The sequence below is a fragment of the Rhizobium rhizogenes NBRC 13257 genome (genome assembly GCF_000696095.1).
In the GTDB taxonomy this organism is placed as follows: domain Bacteria; phylum Pseudomonadota; class Alphaproteobacteria; order Rhizobiales; family Rhizobiaceae; genus Rhizobium; species Rhizobium rhizogenes.
The window spans coordinates 145,765-169,046 of sequence record NZ_BAYX01000011.1 but is presented as its reverse complement, the minus strand read 5'-3'; the positions used below and the strand labels follow the sequence as shown (position 1 = coordinate 169,046).

Genomic DNA, 23,282 nt, shown 5'->3' with positions numbered 1-23,282 from the left:
ATAGGATATTCCCGAGCAATTGGCGCCTAGTGCAAACCGCCGACACCGAGCAGGCGTTCGATCGTTGCATGATCCTGAGCGAGCGCACCCGGCGTGCCCTGCCAGGCGATCCGGCCGCGTTCGAGGACGATTACCTGATCGGCGAAATCCAATGCGCTCTGGATGCGCTGTTCGACCAGCAGGATGGTCATGTCGCCGGTCTTGGCGAGATTGGTAAAGGCTGCCATCAGCTCCTCGCAGATGACGGGGGCGAGACCTTCCAGCGGCTCGTCAAGCAGCAACACCGAGGGGCGGCCGAGAATGGTGCGGGCGGTCGACAGCATCTGCTGTTCGCCACCAGAAAGCTGGTTGCCAAGGTTTTTGCGGCGTTCCTTGAGGCGCGGGAACATGTCGTAGGCTTCCTGCAGCGCGGCCCTGGGGCGGCCTTTCAAACCGACGGAGAGATTTTCTTCCACCGTCAGCGTCGGAAAGACATCGCGCGTCTGTGGCACGTAGCCGAGACCCTGATGTGCCCGCCTGGCGCTCGGCAGGCCGGTAACGTCGGTAGACCCCAGGCGGATGCTGCCCTCATAGCGGCGTGTCTGGCCGGCAAGTGTGGCAAGCAGCGTCGTCTTGCCCATGCCATTGCGACCGAGCACGGCAAGCCGCGCGCCGGCCGAAACGGAAAAGGACACGCCTTCCAGCACCCGCGTCGGCCCGTAACCGGCTGAAAGGTTTTCCACTTCAAGCGGCGTGGCCGGCATTGGCGTAGCTCCCCAGATAGGCCTCGCGCACCCGCGCATCCTTGGTGACGTCGGCGGGTGAGCCGTCGAAGATGATGGTGCCGGCGGCGAGCACGACGACGCGCTTGGCGAAGCGAAAGACCAGATCCATGTCGTGCTCGATCATCAGTACGGCAAGGTCAGTGGGCAGATCGGCCAGGGCTTGCTCGATGCGGCCGGTATCGCTCTGCGGCACGCCGGCGGCAGGCTCGTCGAGCAACAGCACTTTCGGCTTTAGCGCCATGGCGACGGCGATCTCCAGCAATCTCTGCTGGCCGTAGGCGATTTCGCTGACCTTGCGATGCATGAGATCGGCGAGGCCGAGCTTGCCCAGCAGATCGCCGGTCTCGGCCATGACGTTGCGCATGGCGAGGAAATTGCCGAACATGCGGCCGGAGCGGCCGGAGCGCTGCAGGATGGCAAGCGCCACATGCTCGGCCGGCGTCATATCCTGGAAAAGCCGGGTCACCTGGAAGGAGCGCACCAACCCGCGCCGGACGCGGCCGATCGCGTCGATTTTGGTCACTCTCTCGCCGCCAAGACTGACCTCGCCGGCATCCGCCCGCAGATTGCCGGTGACCAGATTGACGAAGCTGGTCTTGCCAGCGCCATTCGGCCCGATCAGTGCCACGCGATCGCCCGGCGCCATCGACAGGCTGACATCATTGGTCACCGTCAGCCCGCCAAAGGCTTTCTTCAGATGATTGACCTCGAAGACTGCACTCATGTGCGAGCCTCCCGACGGCGCGCAAGATAGGTCGCGGCTGTGCCATAGATGCCCTTCGGCGCGAACAGCACCACGAGGATCAGCAACAGGCCAACGATGGTCAGCCAGTGGAAGGGATTGGCGGCGGAGACGTAATCTTCGAACAGCATGAAGACCAGCGTGCCGGCGAGCGCCCCGAACAGCGAACCGGTGCCGCCGAGCACGAGCATGACCAGCGCCTCGGCCGATTGCGTGAAGGAGAGGCTGTCGAGCCCGACCACCTGGGTCGAGATCGCATTCAGCGCGCCGCCAACGCCGGCGACGGCGCCTGAGATCACATACATCTTGATCAGCGTGACCTTCGGCGAGACACCCATGGCGCGGATGCGCAGGGGATCCTGCCTTATGCCGCGACAGAGCATGCCGAAGGGCGAGCGTACCAGAAAACGCAGCAGGATCAGGACGATCAGCAGCAGCGCCACGCCATAGAAATAAGCCGTATGCCCATAGAGATCGAATTCGAACAGGCCGAACAGCGGATTGGTGGAGATGCCGGAGAGCCCGTCGCTGCCGCCGGTCCAGCTCGATGCCTTGTTGGCGAATTCGTGGAAGAGGTAAATCAGCGCGATCGACAGCACGAGTTGTGGCAGGCCGTGCGCCCTTAGAATGACGATGCCGCAAATCAGCCCCGCAACCGCGCCGGCAACGATGCCGACCAGCGTCATCAGCAAGGGATCATTGATGCCGTAATGCGCCGAGGCGATGCCGGCGGCATAGGCACCGGCGCCGAACAGGGCCGCATGACCGAGCGTCGCCACACCGCAATAGCCTGTGACCAGATCGAGCGACAGGACAAGCAGAGCAATGGCGATCAACCGCGTCAGGAGCGCGAGATTGTCAGGGAACAGCAGGTAGCCGATTGCTGCCAGAACGAGGATGACCGCTATGGCAATACCATCGCGCTTAAGTGCAAGGCGGTTGCTCGTCGCGGCGATGGTCTCTCGGTCGATGGTCAGTGCCATATCATTTCGTCCTTCCGGCTAGACCGCGCGGGAAGACGCAGACGATGGCGATGACGGTGAGATAGAAGAAGAACTCGCCATATTCCGGCATCAGATAGCGGCCGGTGGTATCGATGCCGCCGAGGATGAGGCAGGCAAGCAGCGCGCCCCCGATCGAACCGGCGCCGCCGACCGAGACGACGACAAGGAAGGTCACCATATAGCGCAGGGCATAATAGGGCTCGACCGGCAGCAGTTCGGCGCCGACGACGCCACCGAAGGCGGCAAGCCCGACGGCGACGGCGAAGCTGACGGCATAAACGATCTCGGTACGCACGCCGAGGGCCGCCGCCATCGAGGCATTGTCGACGGAAGCGCGAAGCTTCACGCCGAACGAGGTCTTCTCGATGGTGAACCATAGCGCCAGCGCGACGATGAGCCCGCAGACGATCGCGAAGATGCGATGCGTGCCAATCGTGCGGAAGCTGAGATCGATGGAGCCTTGCAGCTCGCTTGGCAAGGGGATGGTCTTCAGCGTCGGGCCGAAGACATAGTTGGCGATGCCGATGATGCAGAAGGTAATGCCAATCGTCATCAGTACCTGCGTCAGCTCCGGCGCGCCATAGATACGGCGATAGAGCAGCCGCTCGATCGGGATGGAGATGATCACCGTGCCGACGACGGCCAGCAGAACCGCGGCGGCATAGCCCAGCCCGAGATCCCGCGCCGCATAGGAGGCAATATAGCCACCGATCATGGCAAAGGCGCCATGCGCCAGATTGACGACGCGCATCAGCCCCATGGTGACGGAGAGGCCAATGGAAATCACGAACAGCACCATGCCGTAGGCGAGGGCATCGACTGCAATGCTGAACACGGTTTGCATGGGTCGGGCTGGTCCGTTTGCTTTCTTCTGCTCTTCCCTTAATCCTCTGCCGCTGGACCGGGCGCAAGCCGCCCGTTCCCTGGCCATGTCGAAGGACGCAGGAAGAGCGGCTCTATTTCACCGCCGCCAAACCGGGGTCGCCCTGCTTTTCGAAGGTCTGGATTTCCTTGTTGTAATAGGTGCCGTCGGCGGCCTTGGCGACTTCGCGCAGATAGATGTTCTGGGTAATGTGCCGGCTTTCCGGATCGATGGTCACCGGGCCGCGCGGGCTGACCCAGGAGAGACCCTTCACCGCGTCGACGGCTTTCTGGGCGTCCTGCTTGCCGCCGGTCGCCTCGATCATCTTGTAGATGACATGCATGCCGTCGAAAGCGCCGACCGCCGGGAACGTGAGTTCGGCCGGATTGCCGATCGCCTTGTCGGCAGCAGCGACGAAGGCCTTGTTTTCCGGGGAGTCATGCGAGATCGCGTAATGGAAGGTCGTCTGCATGCCGAGCGCCGCATCACCAAGCGCCGGCAGGTCGGATTCCTGTGTCAGGTCGCCGGGCGAAAACAGCTTGATGCCGGCGCCCTTCAGGCCATTTTCGTTATAGGCCTTCACGAAACCGAGTGTGGTCGGGCCGGAGGGCAGGAAGGCGAAGACGCCCTGCGCACCGGAATCCTTGATGCGCTGCATGATCGGGCTGAAATCGTTGGTCGACAACGGCATGCGTACCGTCTCGACGACCTGGCCGCCGACCTTCTCGAAACCGGCTTTGAAGGCGTTTTCAGCATCGACGCCGGGACCGTAGTCGCTGACGACGGAGATGACCTTGTCGACGCCGCCGTCATGCGCGACCTTGGCGATCGGTGTCGATGTCTGCCAGGTGGTGAAGGAGGTTCGCACCACCAGCGGGCTCTTCGTCACGATCGCTGATGTCGCGGCGTTGAAGATCACCATCGGCACATTGGCCTGCTTGAGGATCGGCGTCACCGCCATGGCATCCGGAGTGAAGTAGAAGCCGGCCAGATACTGCACATGCTCCTTGACCACCAGTTCCTGCGCCGACGACTTCGATTGAGCCGGATCGGCCTGCGGCACGTCGCGGTAGATCACCTCGACCTCGTTGTCGCCAACCTTGCCGCCATGCATGGCCATATAGGCATCGATGCCGGCCTTGAAATTCTTGCCCTGCAGGGCGAATGGCCCCGAAAACGGCCCGATGACGCCGATCTTGATCGTGTCGGCATAGGCGGCACTGCTGATGGCGATAGCCGCGATTGCGGCCAGAATAACCCGTTTCATAGTTTCTCCTCCCCCTGCTGGCCTGCTCCCCGGGCCAGCTTGCTTTTACGCAGATCTGCTACGGTCAATCTGGCATACGAAATAGTGATGTAAAATGAAATAAACGCTTGCATCGATAATGCCAGGGTTATGTTTATTTCTTGAATTTCCGCTCAAGAATTTATGCCCAGCCGCTTCACGTTCCCGATCAATTCCCGCGCCGCTCGCAGCGAGGCGGCGGTGGCCATCACCATCGGTGGCAGCAGCAGCCATTCGAGCGTCCAGGCGGCGCCCGAGCGTTCCTGTTCGTGCACCAGCGATTGATGGATGCCGGAGAGCTGGACGGCGTTGAAGCGGGCAAGCGTGACCAAGGTCTCCGCGGTGACCGGATTCTGTTTGTGCGGCATGGCCGAGGAGCCGCCGCCGCCGGCAAGCTCGATTTCCTCGCCGGTCTGCGCCAGAAGGGCGATGTCCTGGCCGATCTTGCCAAGACTGCCAGACATCAACGAGAGCAGGCCGGCGAACTCGGCGATGCCTCCCCGTTGGTTTTGCCATTGTGGCGCGTCGGTGAGGTCGAGCTCCTGCGCCAGCGATGCACGAACAGCGGCAGCGTTCGATCCCAGTTTTTCCAGCGTACCGACCGCGCCACCGAACTGAAGCGGAAAGCTCTCCTGGGTCAGGCGGTCGCGATATTTGTCGAGCGGAGTGCGCCAGGCGCGCAACCGGTCGGAGACCGTCATCGGGATGGCGGCCTGCATGCGGGTGCGGCCCATAAGTTGGTTCTTGCCGAACTGCTTGTCGAGTTTTTCGAGCCCAGACGTGACCGCGAAAAGGCGGCCAGTGAATAGGAAGGAGACCGCCTTCAGGCGGATCATCAGACTGGTGTCTATGACATCCTGGCTGGTGGCGCCGAAATGCACATGCTGCGCGGCCTCGCCGCCAACAGCCTTGCGCAACTGCTTGACGAGGTCGGGAATGACGACCCCGTCCGTGGCCGTCGCCGATTTCAGGCAGGCAATGTCGGGCTGGAATGTGCCGCAGACTGCCGCGATCCGCTCAGCCGCTTCTTGCGGAATGACACCATGCCGCGCCTCGGCCCTGGCGAGTGCGACCTCGAAAGCGAGCATGGCACGGATATCGGCTTCCGCTGAAAAATAAGCGGAAATCTCCTCGTCGCCGAGGAGGCCGGAGAGAAACGGGTGGTCGAAGGCGGAAATGCTCATGGTCTATATATCGAGGAAAACCGTTTCCTTGTCGCCCTGCAAATGCACGTCGAGCGTATAGACAGACCCTTCCTGGCTGGCGATCAGGGTGGCGACACGCTGGCGATGCTCGATGCGGGCAAGCAAAGGATCCTCGGCGTTAGCCTTGGCTTCATCTGGAAAGTATAGGCGCGTATGCAGGCCGATATTGATGCCACGCGCCACGATCCAGAGCGTGATATGCGGCGCCATCTTGCGCCCGTCCTTATAGGGAGCGCGGCCCGGCTTGATCGTCTCAAACGAGAATACGCCATCTTCGGCGCTTGTCGGGCAGCGGCCCCAGCCGGTGAAGTTCGGATCGGCCGTCCCGCGCATCTCCGAAGGGCTATTGTAGAGCCCGGCGCTGTCGGCCTGCCAAATCTCGACGACGGCATCCTTCACCAGCGTATCGGCACCGTCGAAAATACGACCCTTGACTGTAATGCGTTGTCCCAGCGTCTTGTCGTTGACCATGGACACGCCGAGATCGGTGTCATACACGCCGCCGATATCGCAGAAATTCGGCGTCAGGCCGATATGGACATAGGGGCCAGCCGTCTGCGACGGCGTTTCCTTGAGGTAGCCGAGTTCCTGCACCATCAGTTGCCCTCCAGCCGGTTTTCGAACAGCGTCGAACGACGGCCGCGCAATACGATGTCAAATTTATAGGCGCGCGCATCCATCGGGATCGTGTTGCCCCAGTCGAGCGGCGCGATCAGCTGCTCGATCGCCTTTTTGTCGGGGATCGTGCCGACGATCGGACATTTCCAGATCATCGGATCGCCCTCGAAATACATCTGCGTGATCAGCCGTTGAGCGAAGCCATGGCCGAAGATGGAGAAGTGGATATGCGCCGGCCGCCAGTCGTTGACGCCATTCGGCCAAGGATAGGCGCCTGGCCGGACCGTGCGGAAGGCATAGTGGCCGTCCTCGTCGGTGATGGCGCGGCCGCAACCGCCGAAATTCGGATCGAGGGCGGCGAGGTAGGTTTCTTTCTTGTGGCGATACCGCCCGCCGGCATTGGCCTGCCAGAATTCGAGCAGTGCGCCCGGAACCGGCCGATTGCGCTCGTCGAGCACGCGGCCATGCACGATGATGCGCTCGCCGATCGCACTTTCGCCGGGCTTGGCGAAGTTGTGGATCAGGTCGTTGTCGTGCTCGCCGAGAATGGAATGCCCGAAGACCGGGCCGGTAATTTCGGAGATCGTGCCGTCCAGCGACAGGAGCGCGCGCTGTGGAGACCGCAGCACCGAGGTCTTGTAGCCCGGCGTAAAGGCCGGCGCGTGCCAGGCGCGATCGCGCCCGAAAAAGGCACCCGTTTCGGGCCTGCTATTGCTTTTGTCAGACATTGTTGCCTCGCTTCAGGCCGCCTTCTCGGCGTCCATCTGTTCGAAAACCTGCTTGGCGATCTTGATCGCGTGATTGGCGGCCGGCACGCCGGCATAGATTGCTACATGCAACAGCGCCTCGCGGACATCGTCGCGTGTCGCGCCGGTATTGATCGTCGCGCGGACATGCATCGCCACTTCGTCATCCTGGCCGAGTGCCGCCAGAAGCGCGATCGTGACAATCGAGCGCTCGCGCTTGCTGAGCGTCGGACGCGACCAGACATGACCCCACGCCGCTTCGGTGATCAACTCCTGGAAAGGCTGGTCGAACTCCGTCGATGCTGACTGGGCGCGGTCGACATGGCTGTCGCCGAGAACGGCGCGTCGCGTCGCCATGCCCTGGCGATAGCGCTCAGACGGGGCGTTGGGTTCATTCATAAGCCTTTTCTCCATGCAAGGTGAAATCGACGAAAGCGCGAATGACGGCGGTCAGTGCCTCGGGTTGTTCGACGCAGGGGATATGGCCTGCATCCTTGATCACTTCATAACGTGCGTTCGGAATGAGCTTGGCGGTCGACAGCACCAGTTCCGGCGGTGTCGAGCCGTCCTGATCGCCGACGATGCAGATGGTCGGCACCGCGATCTTCTTCGCTGCCTCGGTAAAATCGGCGTTGCGCAGCGCGGCGCAAGTCGCTGCATAGCCCGCCGCCGGCTGACGGGTCAGCATGTTGGAGTAGCCGGCGAAGGCCGTGTTTTCCGGGCGGCGGAAAGCCGGCGTGAACCAGCGCTCCATCACCGCGTCGACGATCGATTCAATGCCGTGAGCTTCTACCTGTGCGATGCGGCTATTCCAGCTATCGGCAGTGCCGATCTTGTGGGCGGTGTCGCAAAGGATGAGCGCGCGCACCAGATCCGGCCGTCTCTGGTAGAGCGACTGCGCGATCAGCCCGCCGACGGAGAGGCCGCAAATGATGGCGTTCTTGACGTTGAGCAGATCAAGCAGCCCGGCGAGATCGGTGGCGTGATCCTCGATCGCATAAGGCACCTGGCCGATATCGGAGAGGCCATGGCCACGCTTGTCGTAGAGCACGATAGCGAAATCGCCGGCGAGCCTGACGATCACGTCGCGCCAGATGCGGAAATCCGTGCCAAGCGAATTGGCAAAGACAAGCACCGGCTTGTCACCGGCAGCACCGATGATCTGATAATGGATCGTGACGTCGTTGATACGGGCGAACTGCACTGGAAATCTCCTCGATAGCGAGATTGTAGGTTTAATCTGGTTAAGTAAAATGATATTTTATGGCTTTCCAATAACCAAAAGGTTATTAAAGTCATGATCGACACGCGCGTCAAATTCCGCCATCTCCAGACTTTTGTCGAGGTCGCGCGGCAGAAAAGCGTGGTCAAGGCGGCTGGCCTCCTGCATGTCAGCCAGCCGGCGGTGACAAAGACCATCCGCGAATTGGAGGAGGCGCTGGGCGTCGCGGTGTTCGAGCGCGACGGGCGCGGGATCAAGATCACCCGCTACGGCGAAGTCTTCCTGCGCCATGCGGGCGCTGCGCTGACAGCGCTGAGGCAAGGCCTCGATTCGGTTTCGCAGGAACGATCCGGCGAGGCGCCGCCGATCCGGATCGGCGCGCTTCCGACCGTCTCGACGCGGATCATGCCGCGGGCGATGGAACTGTTCCTGAAGGAAGAAACCTGGAGCCGCATTAAGATCGTCACCGGTGAGAATGCCGTGCTTCTCGAGCAGCTCCGCGTCGGCGATCTCGATCTCGTCGTCGGACGCCTGAGCAGCCCAGACAAGATGGCGGGTTTTTCCTTCGAGCATCTTTACTCCGAACAGGTCGTCTTTGCTGTGCGGACAGGGCATCCGCTGCTGAAGGCCAGGCAATCGCTGTTTTTCAATCTCGGCAAATACACGATCCTGATGCCCCCTCGCGGCTCGATCATCCGTCCCTTCGTCGAGAGTTTTCTGATCTCCAACGGTGTTGCCAGCCTGCCGAACCAGATCGAGACGGTATCGGATTCCTTCGGTCGCGCCTTCGTGCGCTCCAGCGATGCCGTCTGGATCATTTCGACCGGCGTCGTCGCCGGCGACGTCGAGGATGGTCTGCTCAGCCTGCTGCCGATCGACACCAGCGAGACGAGGGGGCCGGTTGGGCTCACCATGCGTACAGACGCCATTCCAAGCATGCCGTTGTCGATCCTGATGCAAACGATCCGCGAGGCGGCCGACAAAGTGGCGAAGAAGCCTTAGGTTGATTCAGAACGGAAGACCGACATAATTTTCGGCAAGAGCTGTCGAGGCGGCGCGCGAATGGGTCAGATAATCGAGTTCCGCCTCCTGAATCTTCTGATCGAAATCGCCGGTGTCGGGGAAGCGATGCATCATCGTCGTCATCCACCAGGAAAAGCGCACCGCCTTCCAGACGCGGGCAAGTGCATGGGCGGAATAGGCGCCCAGGCCGGCGTTGGAGCGATCATGATAATGCTCCGCCAAGCCTGAGAAGAGATAGTGCACATCGCTCGCCGCGAGATTCAGCCCCTTTGCTCCCGTGGGCGGCACGATATGGGCGGCATCGCCCACGAGGAATAGGCGGCCGAAGCGCATCGGTTCGGCGACGAAGGAGCGCAGCGGCGCGATCGATTTCTCGAACGAGGGTGCGGTGATCAGGGCCTCGGCATGGTGAGCCGGCAGGCGGCGGCGCAGCTCGTCCCAGAAGCGGTCGTCGCTCCAGTTCTCTATCTTCTCATCCAGCGGGCATTGGATGTAATAACGGCTGCGCGTCATCGACCGCATCGAGCAGAGCGCAAAGCCGCGCGGATGGTTGGCATAGATCAATTCATGATTGACGGGCGGGGCGTCGGCAAGCAGGCCGAGCCAGCCGAAGGGATAGACCTTCTCGAAGCAGCGGATCGCCTTTTTCGGAACCGATTTCCGGCTGACGCCATGAAAGCCGTCGCAGCCGGCGATGAAATCGCAATCGATACGGTGTGCGACGCCATCTTTTTCGTAGGTGAGATAGGGTGCGGCGCCGTCGAATTCATGCGGGCAAACATTGGCGGCGTCATAGATCGTCAGGCCACCGCTTTGCTTGCGACGCGCCATCAGATCACGGGTCAGCTCTGTCTGGCCATAGATCATCACGCGCTTACCGCCGGTCAGGCCGTGAAGGTCGATGCGGTGATCGCGGCCGTCGAAAGCCAGCGAAAAGCCGTGATGCGGCAGGCCTTCGGCGTGCAGGCGCGTTGCGGACTGTGCCTTGTCCATCAGCCAGACCGTGCCTTCCTCCAGCACGCCGGCGCGCACTCGGCCGAGGATATAGTCTTTGCCGACGCGATCGAGAATGACGTTGTCGATGCCGGCTTCGGTCAGCAATTGGCCGAGCAAGAGGCCGGAAGGGCCTGAGCCGATAATGGCAACCTGAGTACGCATGGTCTCCTCCCGCGCTTCGTCTTTTGTCGAATTCTGCGCGGCGGAGAGGGCGGTAACAATGGACATTTCACCCGAGAAATTGCACAAATCGAACATGGCGGAGGGAGAGGGCCATGTCGAGGCCTGTGCCAACCTATGAGCTCTATGGTGAAAATACCGGCCGGAAGCCTGATTTCTGGCTGCATTGCGAAACCATACCCTCGCGTAGCAGTCTGCATCATTGGGAAATCCGGCCGCACCGCCACGAGAGTTTCTTTCAGATCTTGTACATAGACGCCGGCTCGGGCGACGCGGTCTTCGACGGCGAAAGCCACGCGATCATGCCGCCCGCCGTCATCACCGTGCCACCACGCCTCAATCACGGCTTCCGCTTTTCCCGAGATATAGACGGCTTCGTCATCACCGTGCTGATCTCGCACCTCAAGACCTCACCCGGTGACCGCAGCCGGCTCGGCGAATGGCTGGCCAAGCCGCACCTGACACGGCTCGACGTTGAGAACGAGGACGCGGCCTACGTTGCCGGAACGTTGAGACGGTTAGGTGGCGAATTCGCCAACCGGCGTGGTGGCCGCAACGATCTGCTCGAAGCCTATCTGACATCGGCGCTGCTCCTGACCGCCCGCCTTTCTCAGCAGGAGGGCGAAGGACAGGGCGCTTCCGACGAAAGCGAGCGGCGGATGGAAGTGTTATACGGCCTGATCCAGCGCCATTTCCGCTCCCACAAGCCGGCGGCCTTTTACGCCGAAGCCCTCGGCATCTCGCCGACCCATTTGAACCGCATCGTGCGCGGAAAGACAGGTCAAGCCATCCACGAACTGATCGCCCGCAAACTGATCGATGAGGCCAAGCGCGAACTGGTCTTCACCTTCGGTTCGGTGCAGGAAATCGGCTATCGCCTGGGTTTTGCCGATCCCGCCTATTTCTCGCGTTTTTTCCTGAAGCAGACCGGGGAGACGCCACGCGCCTGGCGCATTGCCGAGCGCGCAAGGCTGGGGATGTAGCGTCGATCAGCGCAAAACCAGTCGCAACGCCTTTTGCGTCTCCCGCAATAGCGGCAGAAACCGCTCGGCCATTTCGGCGGCGGCGACATAGGCGGCTGGGGCGCCGATGTTGATGGCTGCTACCGTCTGGCCGCGATCGTTCTCCACCGGGACGGCGATGGAGCAGAGTCCGATTTCCAGTTCCTGGTCGATGACGGCGTAGCCTTCAGCCCGCACGCGGCGAAACTCGGCTATCAGCTCCTCCGGGTCCGTCTTTGTATTCGGCGTATTTGCCTTGAGGTCCGTCCGGGCCAGAACGGCGCGCGCCTCGCTCTCCGGCAGGGCGGCGAGCAGCACGCGGCCCATGGAGGCGCAGAAGGCGGGCAGGCGGCTGCCGGGGGTGAGGTTGATCGACATCACCCGACGCTGCGAGGCGCGGGCGATATAGACTACCTCGGTACCATCAAGCACCGAGGCCGAGGCATTGTGCCCGGCCTGTTCCGCAAGTTGATCGAGATAGGGCTGGATGATCGTCGGCAGCGGCGTGGCGGCGAGATAGGCATGGCCGAGCCGCAGGATCTTCGGCGTCAGCGTAAAGAATTTGCCATCATAGTCGGCATAGCCGAGCTCCGCCAGCGTCAGCAACGAGCGGCGCACCGTGGCGCGGTCGAGGCCGGTCAGCTTCGACGCCTCGGCGATCGACAGGCGCTGCTGGGTCTCGCCGAAAGCCTCGATCACCTTCAGGCCCCTGGCAAAGCCGCTGACAAAGTCGGTTTCCCGCATGATGCTCTCCAAATTTGCCTTCAATTTGTGCGATATATGAACAAAAATCAAATAACGCGCAAATTAATTGCCGTCCAGCCTGCGCTGATCTATTTCGAAGGGAGAGGACGGGCCGTCTTTATCCGCCCGCAATGGCAAACGGGAGTTTCCGCATGGACAAGACAATTGCGAGCACGGCAGCCGCCGTCTCGGATATCGGCGATGGCGCGACCATCATGATCGGCGGCTTCGGCGGCTCCGGCGCGCCGATCGAACTCATTCATGCGCTGATCGACAAGGGCCCGAAGAACCTGACTGTCATCAACAACAATGCCGGCAATGGGCGCATCGGCATCGCGGCGATGATCGATGCGGGCATGGTCCGCAAGATGATCTGCTCTTTCCCACGCTCGTCCGATCCACGCGCCTTCACGGACCGCTATCTGGCGGGCGAAATCGAGCTGGAACTGGTGCCCCAGGGGACTCTGGCCGAGCGCATCCGCGCCGGCGGCGCCGGAATCCCGGCCTTTTACACGCCAACCGCCTATGGCACCGAGCTCGCAAACGGCAAGGTCATAGCCGAATTCGACGGCCGCAACTATGTTCAGGAGCGTTGGCTCAAGGCCGATTTTGCCATTGTCAAAGCCCAACTCGGCGATGTGCATGGCAACCTCATCTACAACAAGGCCGGCCGCAATTTTAATCCGCTGATGTGCATGGCCGCAGCCAGGACGATCGCGCAGGTCTCGAAAATTGTCGCCCTCGGCGAGCTCGATCCCGAGCACATCGTCACCCCAGGCATCTTCGTCAACGGCGTCGTGGAAGTCGCCGATCCACAACAGGAAGAAAGTCTCATTCGGGCCGGAGTGGTATACGCATGACCATCGACACACGCGACGACATCAAGCTCTCCAACGCCCAGATCGCCTGGCGCGCGGCTCAGGACATTGAAGACGGTGCCTATGTGAATCTCGGCATCGGCTTCCCGGAAATGGTCGCCCGCTACCAGCCCGCCGGACGCCAGGCAATCTTTCACACGGAAAACGGCATCCTCGATTTCGGCGAGCCGCCGGCAGAGGGTGAGGAGGATTGGGACCTGATCAACGCCGGCAAGAAGGCCGTCACGCTGAAGCCCGGCGCTGCCTTTTTCCACCACGCCGATAGCTTTGCCATGGTGCGTGGTGGCCATCTCGATGTGGCGATCCTCGGTGCCTATCAGGTGGCGCAGAACGGTGACCTTGCCAACTGGCGCGTCGGCTCCAAGGGCGTGCCTGCCGTTGGTGGCGCCATGGACCTGGTGCATGGCGCCAAGCAGGTTTTCGTCATCACCGAGCATGTGACGAAGGACGGCAAGCCGAAACTGGTGGAGGCCTGCACTTTCCCACTGACCGGCGTCGGCTGCATCACCCGCGTCTATACGAGCCATGCCGTCATCGATATCGCCAATGGACGTTTCGTCGTGCGTGAAAAGCTGGCTGTCATGACCATGGACGAGCTGCAGGCGATGACCGGCGCACCGCTCCATACGAATGGTTCCGTCGCCGACCTCGTCGTGCCGGCGCTCTAAGGAAAAGACCATGACCGAAGCCTTCATCTGCGACTATATCCGCACCCCCATTGGCCGCTTCGGCGGTTCGCTCTCTTCCGTTCGCGCCGACGATCTCGGTGCTGTGCCCTTGAAGGCACTCATCGAGCGCAACGGTTCCGTCGATTGGGAAGCCGTCGATGACGTGATTTATGGCTGCGCCAACCAGGCGGGCGAGGACAATAGAAACGTCGCGCGCATGTCGGCGCTGCTCGCCGGCTTGCCGGTCTCGGTTTCGGGTACGACGATCAACCGCCTCTGCGGCTCGGGCATGGACGCCGCCGTTGCTGCCGCGCGAGCCATTCGCGCGGGCGAAGCCGAACTGATGATCGCCGGTGGCGTCGAGAGCATGTCGCGGGCGCCCCTCGTCATCCCCAAGGCGGACAGCGCCTTTTCGCGCAACGCCGAGATCTACGACACCACTATCGGCTGGCGCTTCATTAATCCGCTGATGAAAAAGCAATATGGCGTCGATTCCATGCCGGAAACCGGCGAGAATGTTGCGGAGGACTATAAGGTCAGCCGCGAAGACCAGGACGCCTTTGCCGTCCACTCGCAGGCCAAGGCCGCTGCCGCACAGGAAAGCGGCCGTCTCGCCAAGGAGATCACCCCGGTCACCATTCCTCAGCGCAAGGGCGATGCCATCGTCGTCGGCAAGGACGAGCATCCGCGCGCCACGACGATCGAGACTTTGGCCAAGCTCGGTACGCCGTTCAAGAAGGAAGGCGGCACGGTCACCGCCGGCAATGCTTCCGGCGTCAACGACGGCGCTGCGGCGCTGATCATTGCTTCGGAAGCGGCAGTGAAGAAATATGGCCTGACGCCGATTGCCCGCATCCTCGGCGGCGCTGTCGCCGGCGTGCCGCCGCGCGTCATGGGCATCGGCCCAGTTCCGGCGTCGCGCAAGCTGATGGCACGGCTTGGCATGCGCCAGGAACAGTTCGACGTCATCGAACTAAACGAGGCCTTCGCCTCGCAGGGCCTTGCCGTTCTGCGTGAACTCGGCATTGCCGGCGACGATGCCCGCGTCAACCGCAACGGCGGGGCCATCGCGCTCGGCCATCCGCTCGGCATGTCAGGCGCCCGTATCGCCGGCACGGCAGCGCTGGAATTGAAGGAAGTCGGTGGGCGCTACTCGCTGTCGACCATGTGCATCGGTGTCGGCCAGGGTATCGCCATTGCACTCGAGCGGGTCTGATCCCCTCACGATGAATTGACGGCAGGCCGCGCGGAATGTTCCGGGCGGCCCGCTTTTGTTTGTCTCTCGCGCATTGCCGCGCCGCGCTTCCGCCTGATATTACAGTCGCGATTTCATCGTATGATTTGTTGTCGACTTTCAGGAGGAGCCGTCATGACAGAACTCGCGCAATCCCTCGCATACATTCGTATTCCCGACCTCGCGGGCAAGCGGGTGCTGATCACCGGCGCCTCGACCGGCATCGGCGCGGCCTTGGCGCGCGCGTTTGCCCAGCAGGGCATGAATGTCGGTATCCACTTCAACGCCAGCCGCGAGCTGGCCGAAAAGCTCGCCGCAGAGATCACCGCCGCTGACGGGAAGGTGCATCTGGTCCAGGGTGACGTTTCGCAGGACGGCGAGACCGAGCGCGTGGTCAACGAAACGGCAGAAGCTTTCGGTGGTCTCGACGGTCTGATCAACAATGCCGGCGGCATGCTTGGCCGTGTCCCAACCTCCGAGATGACCGATGCACATTATGAGCGCGTGATGAATCTCAACGCCCGCTCGGTGCTCGCCGCGACCCGGGCCGCGCACCCGCACTTGAAGAAGCAGGGCGGCTTTATCATCAACACCACCTCGATCGCCGCCCGCAATGGCGGCGGCAACGGTGCGATCCTCTACGCCGCCTCCAAGGGCTTCGTCTCGACCATCACCCATGGCCTTGCCAAGGAATTCGTCGGTGACAAGATCCGCGTCAATGCCGTGGCGCCGGGCGTTATCGCGACGCCGTTCCACGAGCGCTATACCAATGACGAGCAGATGGAATTGCAGCGCAAGACCATTCCCATGGGCTTTGTCGGCACGTCGGAAGATTGCGTCGGCGCCTACCTCTTCCTCGCTTCGCCAACCCTTTCCGGCTACATCACCGGTCAGGTGATCGAGGTGAATGGTGGCCAACTGATGCCGTGAGGTGCAGCCGCCAATCGACTTCTTGCACCGGGCAATGGTAACCTATGCCCGGCGCAGCACCGATGATGGAGTGTATGCGGATGGCAAAGACGCCCGCACAGGACCTTGCGAAGACTTCCGTGCAGCTGACGCATCCGGAGCGGATCTATTGGCCGGATGACGGCGTCAGCAAACAGGATCTTGTCGACTACTACGCGCTTGCCTGGTCGCGCATGGCACCTTTCGTCGTCGATCGGCCTCTGGCGCTGCTGCGCTGCCCCGATGGCATAAAAGGCCCTCGTTTTTTCCAGAAGCATGCCTGGAAAGGTATCAATCCGCATATCGAGGAAATTGCTGATCCCGAGGACAAGGACGGCGAGAAACTGCTCAGGATCCGAGATTTCGATGGGCTTGCCGCGCTCGTCCAATCCGCCGCGCTGGAAATCCATCCCTGGGGCACGACGACGGCTCATTGGGAAAAGCCCGATATGATCATCATGGACCTCGACCCCGGCGATGATGTCGTCTGGAGCGCGGTTATCGCCGGTGCGCAGGACATAAAGGCGCGGTTTGAGGAGATGGGGCTTGCCTCCTTCGTCAAGACGTCGGGCGGCAAGGGATTGCATGTGGTCGCTCCGCTCAAGCCAAAAGCAACCTGGCCGGATGTCAAGGCCGCAGCTGAAGCGATCGCCCATGGTATGAGCGCCGACAGCCCGGAAGAATATCTTTCGGTTGCCGCGAAAACGAAACGGGCCGGCCACATCTTCATCGACTACCTGCGCAACGGCCGCGGCAATACCGCTGTCGCGCCCTATTCGGCCCGCGCGAGGCCGGGAGCGGCGATTTCGATGCCGCTTGCCTGGGAAGAATTGACCGGGAAGATCGGCCCGGCTTCCTTCACCGTCAAGAATGCGGCTTCGCAGCTGAACGATCGCTTCGCCGATCCATGGGCCGATTTTTTCGAAGCCGCGAAGCCTCTGAACGGCTAGCCTCTATTACACGAACGGCACGAGCGCTGGCGTCGTGGCCTTGTAGTCCACATAGGCCTGACCGAATGTCTCGCTCATCCAGCGTTCCTCGATGCTGACGCGGCGCAGGACGGCGTAGAGCATGAAGGCGATCGCCAGCAAGGCGGCGACATCGCCACGCGCGAGCGCCGAACCGATGATGGCGAGCAGCAGGCCGGAATAGATGGGATGACGGACGATGGCATAAGGGCCGGTGCGGATCAGCGCATGATCCTCCTTGACGGTGATCACACCGCTCCAGTTGCGGCCGATGTGATAGCGCGCCCAGACGGCAAAGCTTAGGCCGACGACCATTAGCACCGCGCCAATGCCATAATAGATCAGATTCTGCGGAACGATCTGGAACGAGAGTGGGCCAAGCCGGGCTGGGGGCACCAGCAGCAGAAGGCCGCATATCCAGATCGGGGCGGTGTTCGAAAACCGCGACAATGGATCCTCGCTCCGCGTCGTCTTCTTGACGCTGAACGCTGCGGCAGCCCAGATCAATCCCCAGATGCTCCAGCAGGCCGGAAAGAAGAGCGCGAGTAACCGTGCTTCGCTCATGCCGCGCTCCTGTCCAGCTCGGGATAATGCCGGAAGATATCATCTTCGTTGAAGGGAATGCGGCGCTCGGATGCGAGGTATCGGGCAATGTTCGGTCGTTTTGCAACGGTCTCGCGCAAAGCAGCCAGATGCGGATACTCGTCGCTCAGATGCGCAGTTGCGCGTGGGAAGGCATAGCGCAGCCCTTCGAACACCTGGAACAATGATAGATCGACATAGGTGAGCCGGTTGCCGAATATGTGTATTGGCCCCTTCGGATTCTGCTCCAGGACGCGCTCGAAATAGCCGAGGAATTTCGGCATGCGATTGTCGAGAAACTCGGCGGCGCGGGCCTTGGCTTCCTCCTTCTGCTCCTCGTAATATTTCGAGGTGGCGATCGGGTGGTGCGTGTCGTGTACCTCAGCGACGAGATCGGTGATCGTCAATTGCAGGCCGTTGACCACATGGCGATGGCCTTGATCCTCCGGCGCAAGGCCGAGTTTGGGACCCAGATACATCAGGATATTGGCGACATGCGAGATGACGAGATCGCCATCCTTCAGAAAGGGTGGGGCGAGCGGAATATGCGCTTTCGACTTGCTCTCCATCTCGGCAAACATCGCACGCATGCCCTGGCCCTCGCTCGCCGGACCACGGCTGACGTCGATGTAATCGGCGCCAGCCTCCTCGAGCGCCAGACGCACGAATTCGCCACGGCCCTGAATGCCATCCCAGTAGTAGAGCTCATAAGCCATTCGAAGTTCCTCCCGTCTCTAGCACCGCCTGCTGTTCCCGCACAATCGTCATGGAAGCTTAGCATCGGCGTGGCGGAACGGAAGGGGCTGGACCTGCGACCATTTCTTCTTGGATCGAGCCGTATGGCTCCTTTCCGCAAATGCCGGGCTAATGATGTGCCTGTTGCTCATTGCGCTTGCGGGTAGCGGCCGCTTTCTTCGCGGATGCCGAACGTTCAGCTGCGGAGCGGCTCGCGGAGGCTTTTCCGCCGATCCGACCACCTTTCTCGGACGATGTATGGTTTTCAGGATGGCCCCGGCCGGAGCCGGATTTCTTGCCGCCGCCGCTTTCCTCGTTGACGGTCGCCCAGGCGCGGCGTTCGGCCTCTTCCTCGGAAACGCCGCGGCTTTCGTAGCTTTCCTCGATGTGCTTGGCCTTGCGCTTCTGCTTGTCGGTGTAAGCGGATTTATCTCCTCTTGGCATGGTCTTTCTCCTCTTTGCAGATGAGGAGACCAACCCGTCGTCATGGAAAAAGTTCCGATCTTAGTGAGATGCAGGTGATTGCTTCGGCACATCCGGAAGCGGCCGGCGATTGGCTACACGCCTTTCCTTGCCTGATGCAGGAAACATGATGCCGACGGACCGGTCGATGATGATGATCACCACAAGTGCGGCCAGAAGATAGAGGATTGCGAGAACGAGAAGAGATGTCATGGCGTCACATCGGCGCGACCATGACATGGCAAGCTGCCGCGACAACAGTCGGAACAGCGATGTCCCATGTCATTCACACACCTATCGTTCATGGCGAAGCTCCCTCGTCGCCTGATAGCATCGATATGTGACACCTGTTTGTGCCTAGTGGGCAATCGGCGGAAATTGCTGCGAATTTCGATGGTTGGGAGCGTCAAGCAAACGGCCCGGTGCTTGATGCCGGGCCGTTCATTTCATTGATTGATCATCAAAAGCAAAACGCGCTTCAAACCTTCGCTTCAACGACTTTTTTCGATACCCGTTTCGGCGCGGCCTTGGCGGCGACGTCGCTGGTCGCTGCTGCCACGGTAGCCTTCACCTTAGGCGTTGCCTTGGGCTTGACGTCGATCTTCGCCTTGGGCTTGGCGGTGCTCTTCTTGTCCTTGCCGGTGCTTTTCTCAAGAGCGATGCGCTCCTGGCTTGCCTGCTCCCAGTGAACCGCATCACGGCCGGAAGGGTAACCCTCGGCCTCCCATATGGCGTAGGCACGTTTCTCGATCCATTCATCCCGCGATTCCAACATTGCCGATCTCCGTTCGCATCATTGAACATTGGTTGATGAAAAATACCCGTTCTTGAAACGCGGGCTTGCATGCCTCCCCCGAGCACCCGAAACGCTGGCTCCGACGAGCCATGGAGAAATTCCTCGAGTCTCGACTCCCTAACCACGGCGGGCGCTTCGCACGAGAAAAACGATGTACCGTATGCACGGTAGCGAAGCGGCCGAACAATCAATATGACGACAGCGCGACCATCGTTCAATTAAAAATATCTAATGCAAAACCTATCCACATCCCCACTGCCGCCGGTCGTGCGGCATAGATGGGGCGTACGGCTGATTGCAGCTTTCGTGCGCAAAGTTATACTCCGCGCATGTTCGATTTGCTGATCGCCCATTGGGGCCAATTCCTCGCCGTCCTGTCCATCGCCATGGGGACGGTGGCCGCCATCCATGCGGCGATGACGAAGGAGGATGTTCGCGCCGCGATCGGCTGGGTCGGCGTCATCATCCTGTCGCCTATCGTCGGGGCAGTGCTCTATGCCGTCGCCGGCATCAACCGCATCCGCCGGGCTTCGCTGAGCTCGCAGCGCAGCGTTCTCTTCCAGAAGGATGCTGCAGGCGAGCTCGCCAGTTTCGACGCGCAGGGCGACATCGTGCGCCGAACCTTCGGCGAGCGTTTTGGATCGATGAAGACGCTTGGCGACCGCGTGTCGCGCTATCCGATGAGCACCGGCAACACCATCGAGATGCTGGAAAGCGGCGATGCCGCGTACGCCGCGATGAAGGCCGCCATCGACGGCGCCGAACGCAGCATCCTGTTGGAGACCTATATTTTCGATCGCGATCCTATCGGCCTGCGCATCGCCGACTCGTTGATCGCGGCCGTCAAGCGCGGTGTCAGTGTGCGCGTACTGATTGACGCCGTCGGTGCCCGCTATTCGGTGCCGAGCATCATGGGCTATCTCAGCAAAGGCGGCGTTGAGGTCTACGTCTTCAACGGCAACGTCATCATCGGGCTGCGCTTGCCCTATGCGAACCTGCGCACTCACCGCAAGATCCTGGTCGTCGACGGCCGCATCGCGCTGACCGGCGGCATGAACATCCGCCAGGGTTTTACCCGGGAGTTCGCCGCCGATCATTACGCCCATGACACACATTTCTGCATCACCGGCCCGGCCGTGGCCGACCTTTTCAACACCGCGGCCGAAGACTGGCGCTTTGTGACCGGCGAAGTATTGAGCGGCGATCACTGGCGGATTGCGACGCCCGCGAACGAGCCAGGCGCGCCGGTCTTCATGCGCGTCATCGTCTCCGGACCTGACCGAAGCCTTGAGACCAACCACAAGATGCTCGTTGGCGCTCTGTCGATCGCCCGCACCTCCATCCGTATCATGTCGCCCTATTTCCTGCCGGACCGCGAGCTGATCAGCGCCCTGGTGACAGCGGCAAGGCGTGGCGTCGAGGTGGATATCGTCGTGCCGGCCGCCAATAATCTTGTGCTCGTCGATCGCGCCATGACGGCGCAGTTCGACCAGATGCTGAAGGACTATTGCCGCATCTGGCGCGCTAGAGGCGCCTTCGACCATTCGAAGCTGATGGCAATCGACGGCACCTGGGCCTATGTCGGCTCCTCCAACCTGGACCCGCGCTCCCTGCGGCTGAACTTCGAGGTCGATCTGGAAGTGATTGACCACGGCTTTGCCCGCGCGATCGAAGCCCGCATCGGCACCGTCCTTGAAACGGCAAAACCGGTCGACCTAGCAAAGCTTCGGGCACGCCCTTTCATCGTTCGGCTGATCGAAAAGGTCCTCTGGCTCGGTTCGCCCTATCTCTGACGAAAATGACGTAGCTGTGTTTGCGGCTACAAGCCTTTTCACATGACAAGCCCGGTAATCGGTTCATATACTCACGAAGACACAGCTCGGGGGGCTTGAGAACGGAAACGGCCAGCGGACAGATGCGAAAAAAGAACGAAAATCTCCGGACAAGCATCTTCGAGTCCCTGAAGAACCGAAAGAAGTCGCGGGCAAAGCAGGCTGGCGACCGGACGCGTCCGGAAGGCACGTTGATTGCTTCCTACAATGTCCACAAATGCGTCGGTGCCGACCGTCGCTTCGATCCGGAGCGGATCAGTCGGGTCATCCACGAAATTGATGCCGATGTCATCGGCCTGCAGGAGGCGGACACACGTTTCGGCGAGCGCACGGGCCTGCTCGATCTGCGCCGGCTGGAGCGCGAGACCGGGCTTATTCCCGTGCCGGTGGCGGGCGCCAGCAAGGCGCATGGCTGGCATGGCAACGTGGTGCTGTTCAAGCAGGGCACGGTGCGCGACGTGCATCAGATCAGCCTGCCGGGGCTTGAGCCGCGCGGTGCGCTGCTTGCCGAAATCGAACTGGCGCGCGGCGGGGTGCTCAGGATCATCGCCGCCCATCTCGGGCTGCTGCTTCGATCCCGCGCTCAGCAGGCGCGCCTGATCGTCGAGTTGATGAGCCGGGATAACGACACGCCGACCATCCTGCTCGGCGATCTCAATGAATGGCGGCTCGGCGACCGCTCGTCGCTCAATACCTTTCAAGCCGCCTTCGGCCCGCTGCCGCCGGCCGTGCCAAGCTTCCCGTCCACGCTGCCGCTGTTGGCACTCGACCGCATCATGGCCAACCGACGCGGGCTGATCTCGACCGTCGAAGTGCATGATTCACCCTTGGCGCGTGTCGCCTCGGACCACCTGCCGATCAAGGCCGTGGTCAGCCTTGAGACTCTGAGGGCCGAGACAGAGGCGCGTGCCGCAACGGCCTGAAATGCGAAGGCTCACGACATCATCTGGGCGCAGGCGGGCTAACCCGTTGCACGCAATGCACTTCCCATCCATGATGGCCTCGAATCCTCATCCGACATTGCGGACTGCTGATGCGTATTTTTCTCGTTCGACACGGCGAATCCCTTGGCAACATCAGCGACCAGGCCTACCGGCAGTTCGGTGATCACAATGTTCCGTTGACGCAGTGGGGCTATCGGCAGGCGCTGGAGGCTGGGCGGGTGATTGCGTCCTATCTCGAGGGACTGCCGGCTACTGAATTGCGGAAGCAGAGCATCTGGTACTCGCCCTATCTCAGGACGCGACAGAGCAAGGATGCCCTGCTCGAAGCCTTGCCGGACGCATTGGTCGAGGATATCCGCGAGGATTACCTGTTGCGGGAACAGGATTTCGGCCTCTTTACCGAAATCTATGATCATGCCGAACAGAAACGGAAGTTTCCCGAAGAGTTCGAAAAATGGGCCAGACTGCGCAATAATAGCGGAAAGTTCTACGCACGGCCGCCGGACGGCGAGAGCCGGGCCGATGTGGCGCAGCGGGTCCGTCTGTTCCTTCAGACCGTCATGCACGACGCGAAGAACGGCAGGGACAATGTCATTATCGTCGGTCACGGCGTTACCAACAGGGCGTTCGAAATGAATTTTCTGCACCATTCCGTCGACTGGTTCGAACGCTCGGACAATCCCGGAAATGCCGATATCACCTTGATCGAGGGAAGCCTCAAGGACGGCTATACGTCAATCCTGCTCCATAAGGCGGTTGATCGGATCGCGGGGCAGAATGAATTGCGCGAAGCCTATGGGTCTGAGCTGACAGTGGCGCCGAAGGCTAGGCAATAGACCTATC

At 61.3% G+C, this 23,282-nt stretch carries 27 protein-coding genes; 10 read left to right on the top strand and 17 right to left on the bottom strand.

The window, feature by feature from the left end; genetic code table 11:
• Nucleotides 1-26: 26 nt before the first annotated feature.
• From RRH01S_RS23580 to pcaD, 10 genes are all read right to left on the bottom strand, one after another.
• Nucleotides 27-743, bottom strand: coding sequence for an ABC transporter ATP-binding protein (locus RRH01S_RS23580; RefSeq protein ID WP_034516015.1), 717 nt, complete (start codon nucleotides 741-743; stop codon nucleotides 27-29).
• Nucleotides 724-1,488 (bottom strand): ABC transporter ATP-binding protein, encoded by a 765-nt coding sequence (locus tag RRH01S_RS23575; protein ID WP_034516016.1) that lies wholly within the window; start codon nucleotides 1,486-1,488, stop codon nucleotides 724-726. The genes RRH01S_RS23580 and RRH01S_RS23575 overlap by 20 nt, the downstream gene beginning before the upstream one ends.
• Nucleotides 1,485-2,489 carry a branched-chain amino acid ABC transporter permease gene (locus RRH01S_RS23570; RefSeq protein WP_042474380.1) on the bottom strand — a complete coding sequence of 335 codons (1,005 nt, stop codon included), beginning with the start codon at nucleotides 2,487-2,489 and terminating at the stop codon, nucleotides 1,485-1,487. The genes RRH01S_RS23575 and RRH01S_RS23570 overlap by 4 nt, the downstream gene beginning before the upstream one ends.
• A gap of 1 nt (nucleotide 2,490) precedes the next feature.
• Nucleotides 2,491-3,354, bottom strand: coding sequence for a branched-chain amino acid ABC transporter permease (locus RRH01S_RS23565; protein WP_034516018.1), 864 nt, complete (start codon nucleotides 3,352-3,354; stop codon nucleotides 2,491-2,493).
• A 112-nt stretch (nucleotides 3,355-3,466) separates the two neighbouring features.
• A complete protein-coding gene (locus tag RRH01S_RS23560; RefSeq protein WP_042474377.1) occupies nucleotides 3,467-4,639 on the bottom strand; it encodes an ABC transporter substrate-binding protein in 1,173 nt (390 codons plus the stop codon).
• A 152-nt stretch (nucleotides 4,640-4,791) separates the two neighbouring features.
• Nucleotides 4,792-5,841: a 3-carboxy-cis,cis-muconate cycloisomerase gene (locus RRH01S_RS23555; RefSeq protein WP_034516020.1), complete on the bottom strand. Its 1,050-nt coding sequence runs from the start codon at nucleotides 5,839-5,841 to the stop codon at nucleotides 4,792-4,794.
• A 3-nt stretch (nucleotides 5,842-5,844) separates the two neighbouring features.
• Nucleotides 5,845-6,456, bottom strand: a complete 612-nt coding sequence (gene pcaG / locus RRH01S_RS23550) for a protocatechuate 3,4-dioxygenase subunit alpha (protein ID WP_065706856.1) — start codon at nucleotides 6,454-6,456, stop codon at nucleotides 5,845-5,847.
• A gap of 2 nt (nucleotides 6,457-6,458) precedes the next feature.
• A complete protein-coding gene (pcaH, locus tag RRH01S_RS23545; RefSeq protein ID WP_034516022.1) occupies nucleotides 6,459-7,208 on the bottom strand; it encodes a protocatechuate 3,4-dioxygenase subunit beta in 750 nt (249 codons plus the stop codon).
• Nucleotides 7,209-7,220: 12 nt separating this feature from the next.
• The gene (gene pcaC, locus RRH01S_RS23540) at nucleotides 7,221-7,625 is read right to left on the bottom strand and encodes a 4-carboxymuconolactone decarboxylase (RefSeq protein WP_015917817.1); all 405 of its coding nucleotides are present in this window, start codon (nucleotides 7,623-7,625) and stop codon (nucleotides 7,221-7,223) included.
• The gene (pcaD, locus tag RRH01S_RS23535; RefSeq protein ID WP_034516023.1) at nucleotides 7,618-8,430 is read right to left on the bottom strand and encodes a 3-oxoadipate enol-lactonase; all 813 of its coding nucleotides are present in this window, start codon (nucleotides 8,428-8,430) and stop codon (nucleotides 7,618-7,620) included. The genes pcaC and pcaD overlap by 8 nt, the downstream gene beginning before the upstream one ends.
• 93 nt (nucleotides 8,431-8,523) lie before the next feature.
• Between pcaD and pcaQ the strand changes: the two genes are divergently transcribed.
• Complete coding sequence (pcaQ, locus tag RRH01S_RS23530) at nucleotides 8,524-9,450, top strand: pca operon transcription factor PcaQ (protein ID WP_042474374.1); 927 nt, start codon at nucleotides 8,524-8,526, stop codon at nucleotides 9,448-9,450.
• A gap of 6 nt (nucleotides 9,451-9,456) precedes the next feature.
• Here the strand turns inward: pcaQ and pobA are convergent, their stop codons facing one another.
• Entirely contained in the window at nucleotides 9,457-10,629 is a 1,173-nt protein-coding gene (gene pobA, locus RRH01S_RS23525; RefSeq protein ID WP_034516765.1) for a 4-hydroxybenzoate 3-monooxygenase, read from the bottom strand.
• Nucleotides 10,630-10,742: 113 nt separating this feature from the next.
• On the opposite strand from pobA, the gene RRH01S_RS23520 reads away from it, so the two are divergent.
• Complete coding sequence (locus RRH01S_RS23520) at nucleotides 10,743-11,630, top strand: helix-turn-helix domain-containing protein (protein WP_034516025.1); 888 nt, start codon at nucleotides 10,743-10,745, stop codon at nucleotides 11,628-11,630.
• A gap of 6 nt (nucleotides 11,631-11,636) precedes the next feature.
• On the opposite strand, the gene RRH01S_RS23515 is transcribed toward RRH01S_RS23520, so the two are convergent.
• Complete coding sequence (locus tag RRH01S_RS23515) at nucleotides 11,637-12,392, bottom strand: IclR family transcriptional regulator domain-containing protein (RefSeq protein ID WP_034516026.1); 756 nt, start codon at nucleotides 12,390-12,392, stop codon at nucleotides 11,637-11,639.
• A 152-nt stretch (nucleotides 12,393-12,544) separates the two neighbouring features.
• Here RRH01S_RS23515 and RRH01S_RS23510 point away from each other — a divergent pair, with 152 nt between their 5' ends.
• From RRH01S_RS23510 to ligD, 5 genes are all read left to right on the top strand, one after another.
• Nucleotides 12,545-13,252, top strand: coding sequence for a 3-oxoacid CoA-transferase subunit A (locus RRH01S_RS23510; RefSeq protein ID WP_034516027.1), 708 nt, complete (start codon nucleotides 12,545-12,547; stop codon nucleotides 13,250-13,252).
• A complete protein-coding gene (locus RRH01S_RS23505; protein ID WP_042474370.1) occupies nucleotides 13,249-13,938 on the top strand; it encodes a 3-oxoacid CoA-transferase subunit B in 690 nt (229 codons plus the stop codon). Before RRH01S_RS23510 ends, RRH01S_RS23505 begins: the two co-directional genes overlap by 4 nt.
• 10 nt (nucleotides 13,939-13,948) lie before the next feature.
• Nucleotides 13,949-15,154, top strand: a complete 1,206-nt coding sequence (gene pcaF / locus RRH01S_RS23500) for a 3-oxoadipyl-CoA thiolase (RefSeq protein WP_042474368.1) — start codon at nucleotides 13,949-13,951, stop codon at nucleotides 15,152-15,154.
• Nucleotides 15,155-15,307: 153 nt separating this feature from the next.
• Entirely contained in the window at nucleotides 15,308-16,102 is a 795-nt protein-coding gene (locus RRH01S_RS23495) for an SDR family NAD(P)-dependent oxidoreductase (protein WP_034516030.1), read from the top strand.
• 74 nt (nucleotides 16,103-16,176) lie between these two features.
• Entirely contained in the window at nucleotides 16,177-17,070 is an 894-nt protein-coding gene (ligD, locus tag RRH01S_RS23490; protein WP_034516768.1) for a non-homologous end-joining DNA ligase, read from the top strand.
• 6 nt (nucleotides 17,071-17,076) lie between these two features.
• Here ligD and RRH01S_RS23485 read toward each other — a convergent pair whose 3' ends face one another.
• The 5 genes from RRH01S_RS23485 to RRH01S_RS23470 all read right to left on the bottom strand — a co-directional run bounded on the left by RRH01S_RS23485 (nucleotide 17,077) and on the right by RRH01S_RS23470 (nucleotide 19,642).
• Complete coding sequence (locus RRH01S_RS23485) at nucleotides 17,077-17,652, bottom strand: methyltransferase family protein (protein WP_034516031.1); 576 nt, start codon at nucleotides 17,650-17,652, stop codon at nucleotides 17,077-17,079.
• A complete protein-coding gene (locus RRH01S_RS23480; RefSeq protein ID WP_034516032.1) occupies nucleotides 17,649-18,386 on the bottom strand; it encodes a glutathione S-transferase in 738 nt (245 codons plus the stop codon). Before RRH01S_RS23480 ends, RRH01S_RS23485 begins: the two co-directional genes overlap by 4 nt.
• A 148-nt stretch (nucleotides 18,387-18,534) precedes the next feature.
• Entirely contained in the window at nucleotides 18,535-18,849 is a 315-nt protein-coding gene (locus RRH01S_RS23475; protein ID WP_042474366.1) for a hypothetical protein, read from the bottom strand.
• A gap of 60 nt (nucleotides 18,850-18,909) precedes the next feature.
• On the bottom strand, nucleotides 18,910-19,080 hold the full coding sequence (locus RRH01S_RS34495; protein ID WP_153510385.1) for a hypothetical protein: 171 nt from the start codon (nucleotides 19,078-19,080) through the stop codon (nucleotides 18,910-18,912).
• Between the two features lie 265 nt (nucleotides 19,081-19,345).
• On the bottom strand, nucleotides 19,346-19,642 hold the full coding sequence (locus RRH01S_RS23470) for a DUF2934 domain-containing protein (RefSeq protein ID WP_015917806.1): 297 nt from the start codon (nucleotides 19,640-19,642) through the stop codon (nucleotides 19,346-19,348).
• 350 nt (nucleotides 19,643-19,992) lie between these two features.
• On the opposite strand from RRH01S_RS23470, the gene RRH01S_RS23465 reads away from it, so the two are divergent.
• The 3 genes from RRH01S_RS23465 (at nucleotide 19,993) to RRH01S_RS23455 (ending at nucleotide 23,275) form a co-directional block, all read left to right on the top strand.
• Nucleotides 19,993-21,456, top strand: a complete 1,464-nt coding sequence (locus RRH01S_RS23465) for a phospholipase D-like domain-containing protein (protein WP_034516034.1) — start codon at nucleotides 19,993-19,995, stop codon at nucleotides 21,454-21,456.
• Nucleotides 21,457-21,578: 122 nt separating this feature from the next.
• Nucleotides 21,579-22,418 (top strand): endonuclease/exonuclease/phosphatase family protein, encoded by an 840-nt coding sequence (locus tag RRH01S_RS23460; RefSeq protein ID WP_034516035.1) that lies wholly within the window; start codon nucleotides 21,579-21,581, stop codon nucleotides 22,416-22,418.
• Nucleotides 22,419-22,528: 110 nt separating this feature from the next.
• On the top strand, nucleotides 22,529-23,275 hold the full coding sequence (locus RRH01S_RS23455; protein WP_034516036.1) for a histidine phosphatase family protein: 747 nt from the start codon (nucleotides 22,529-22,531) through the stop codon (nucleotides 23,273-23,275).
• Nucleotides 23,276-23,282: the final 7 nt, after the last annotated feature.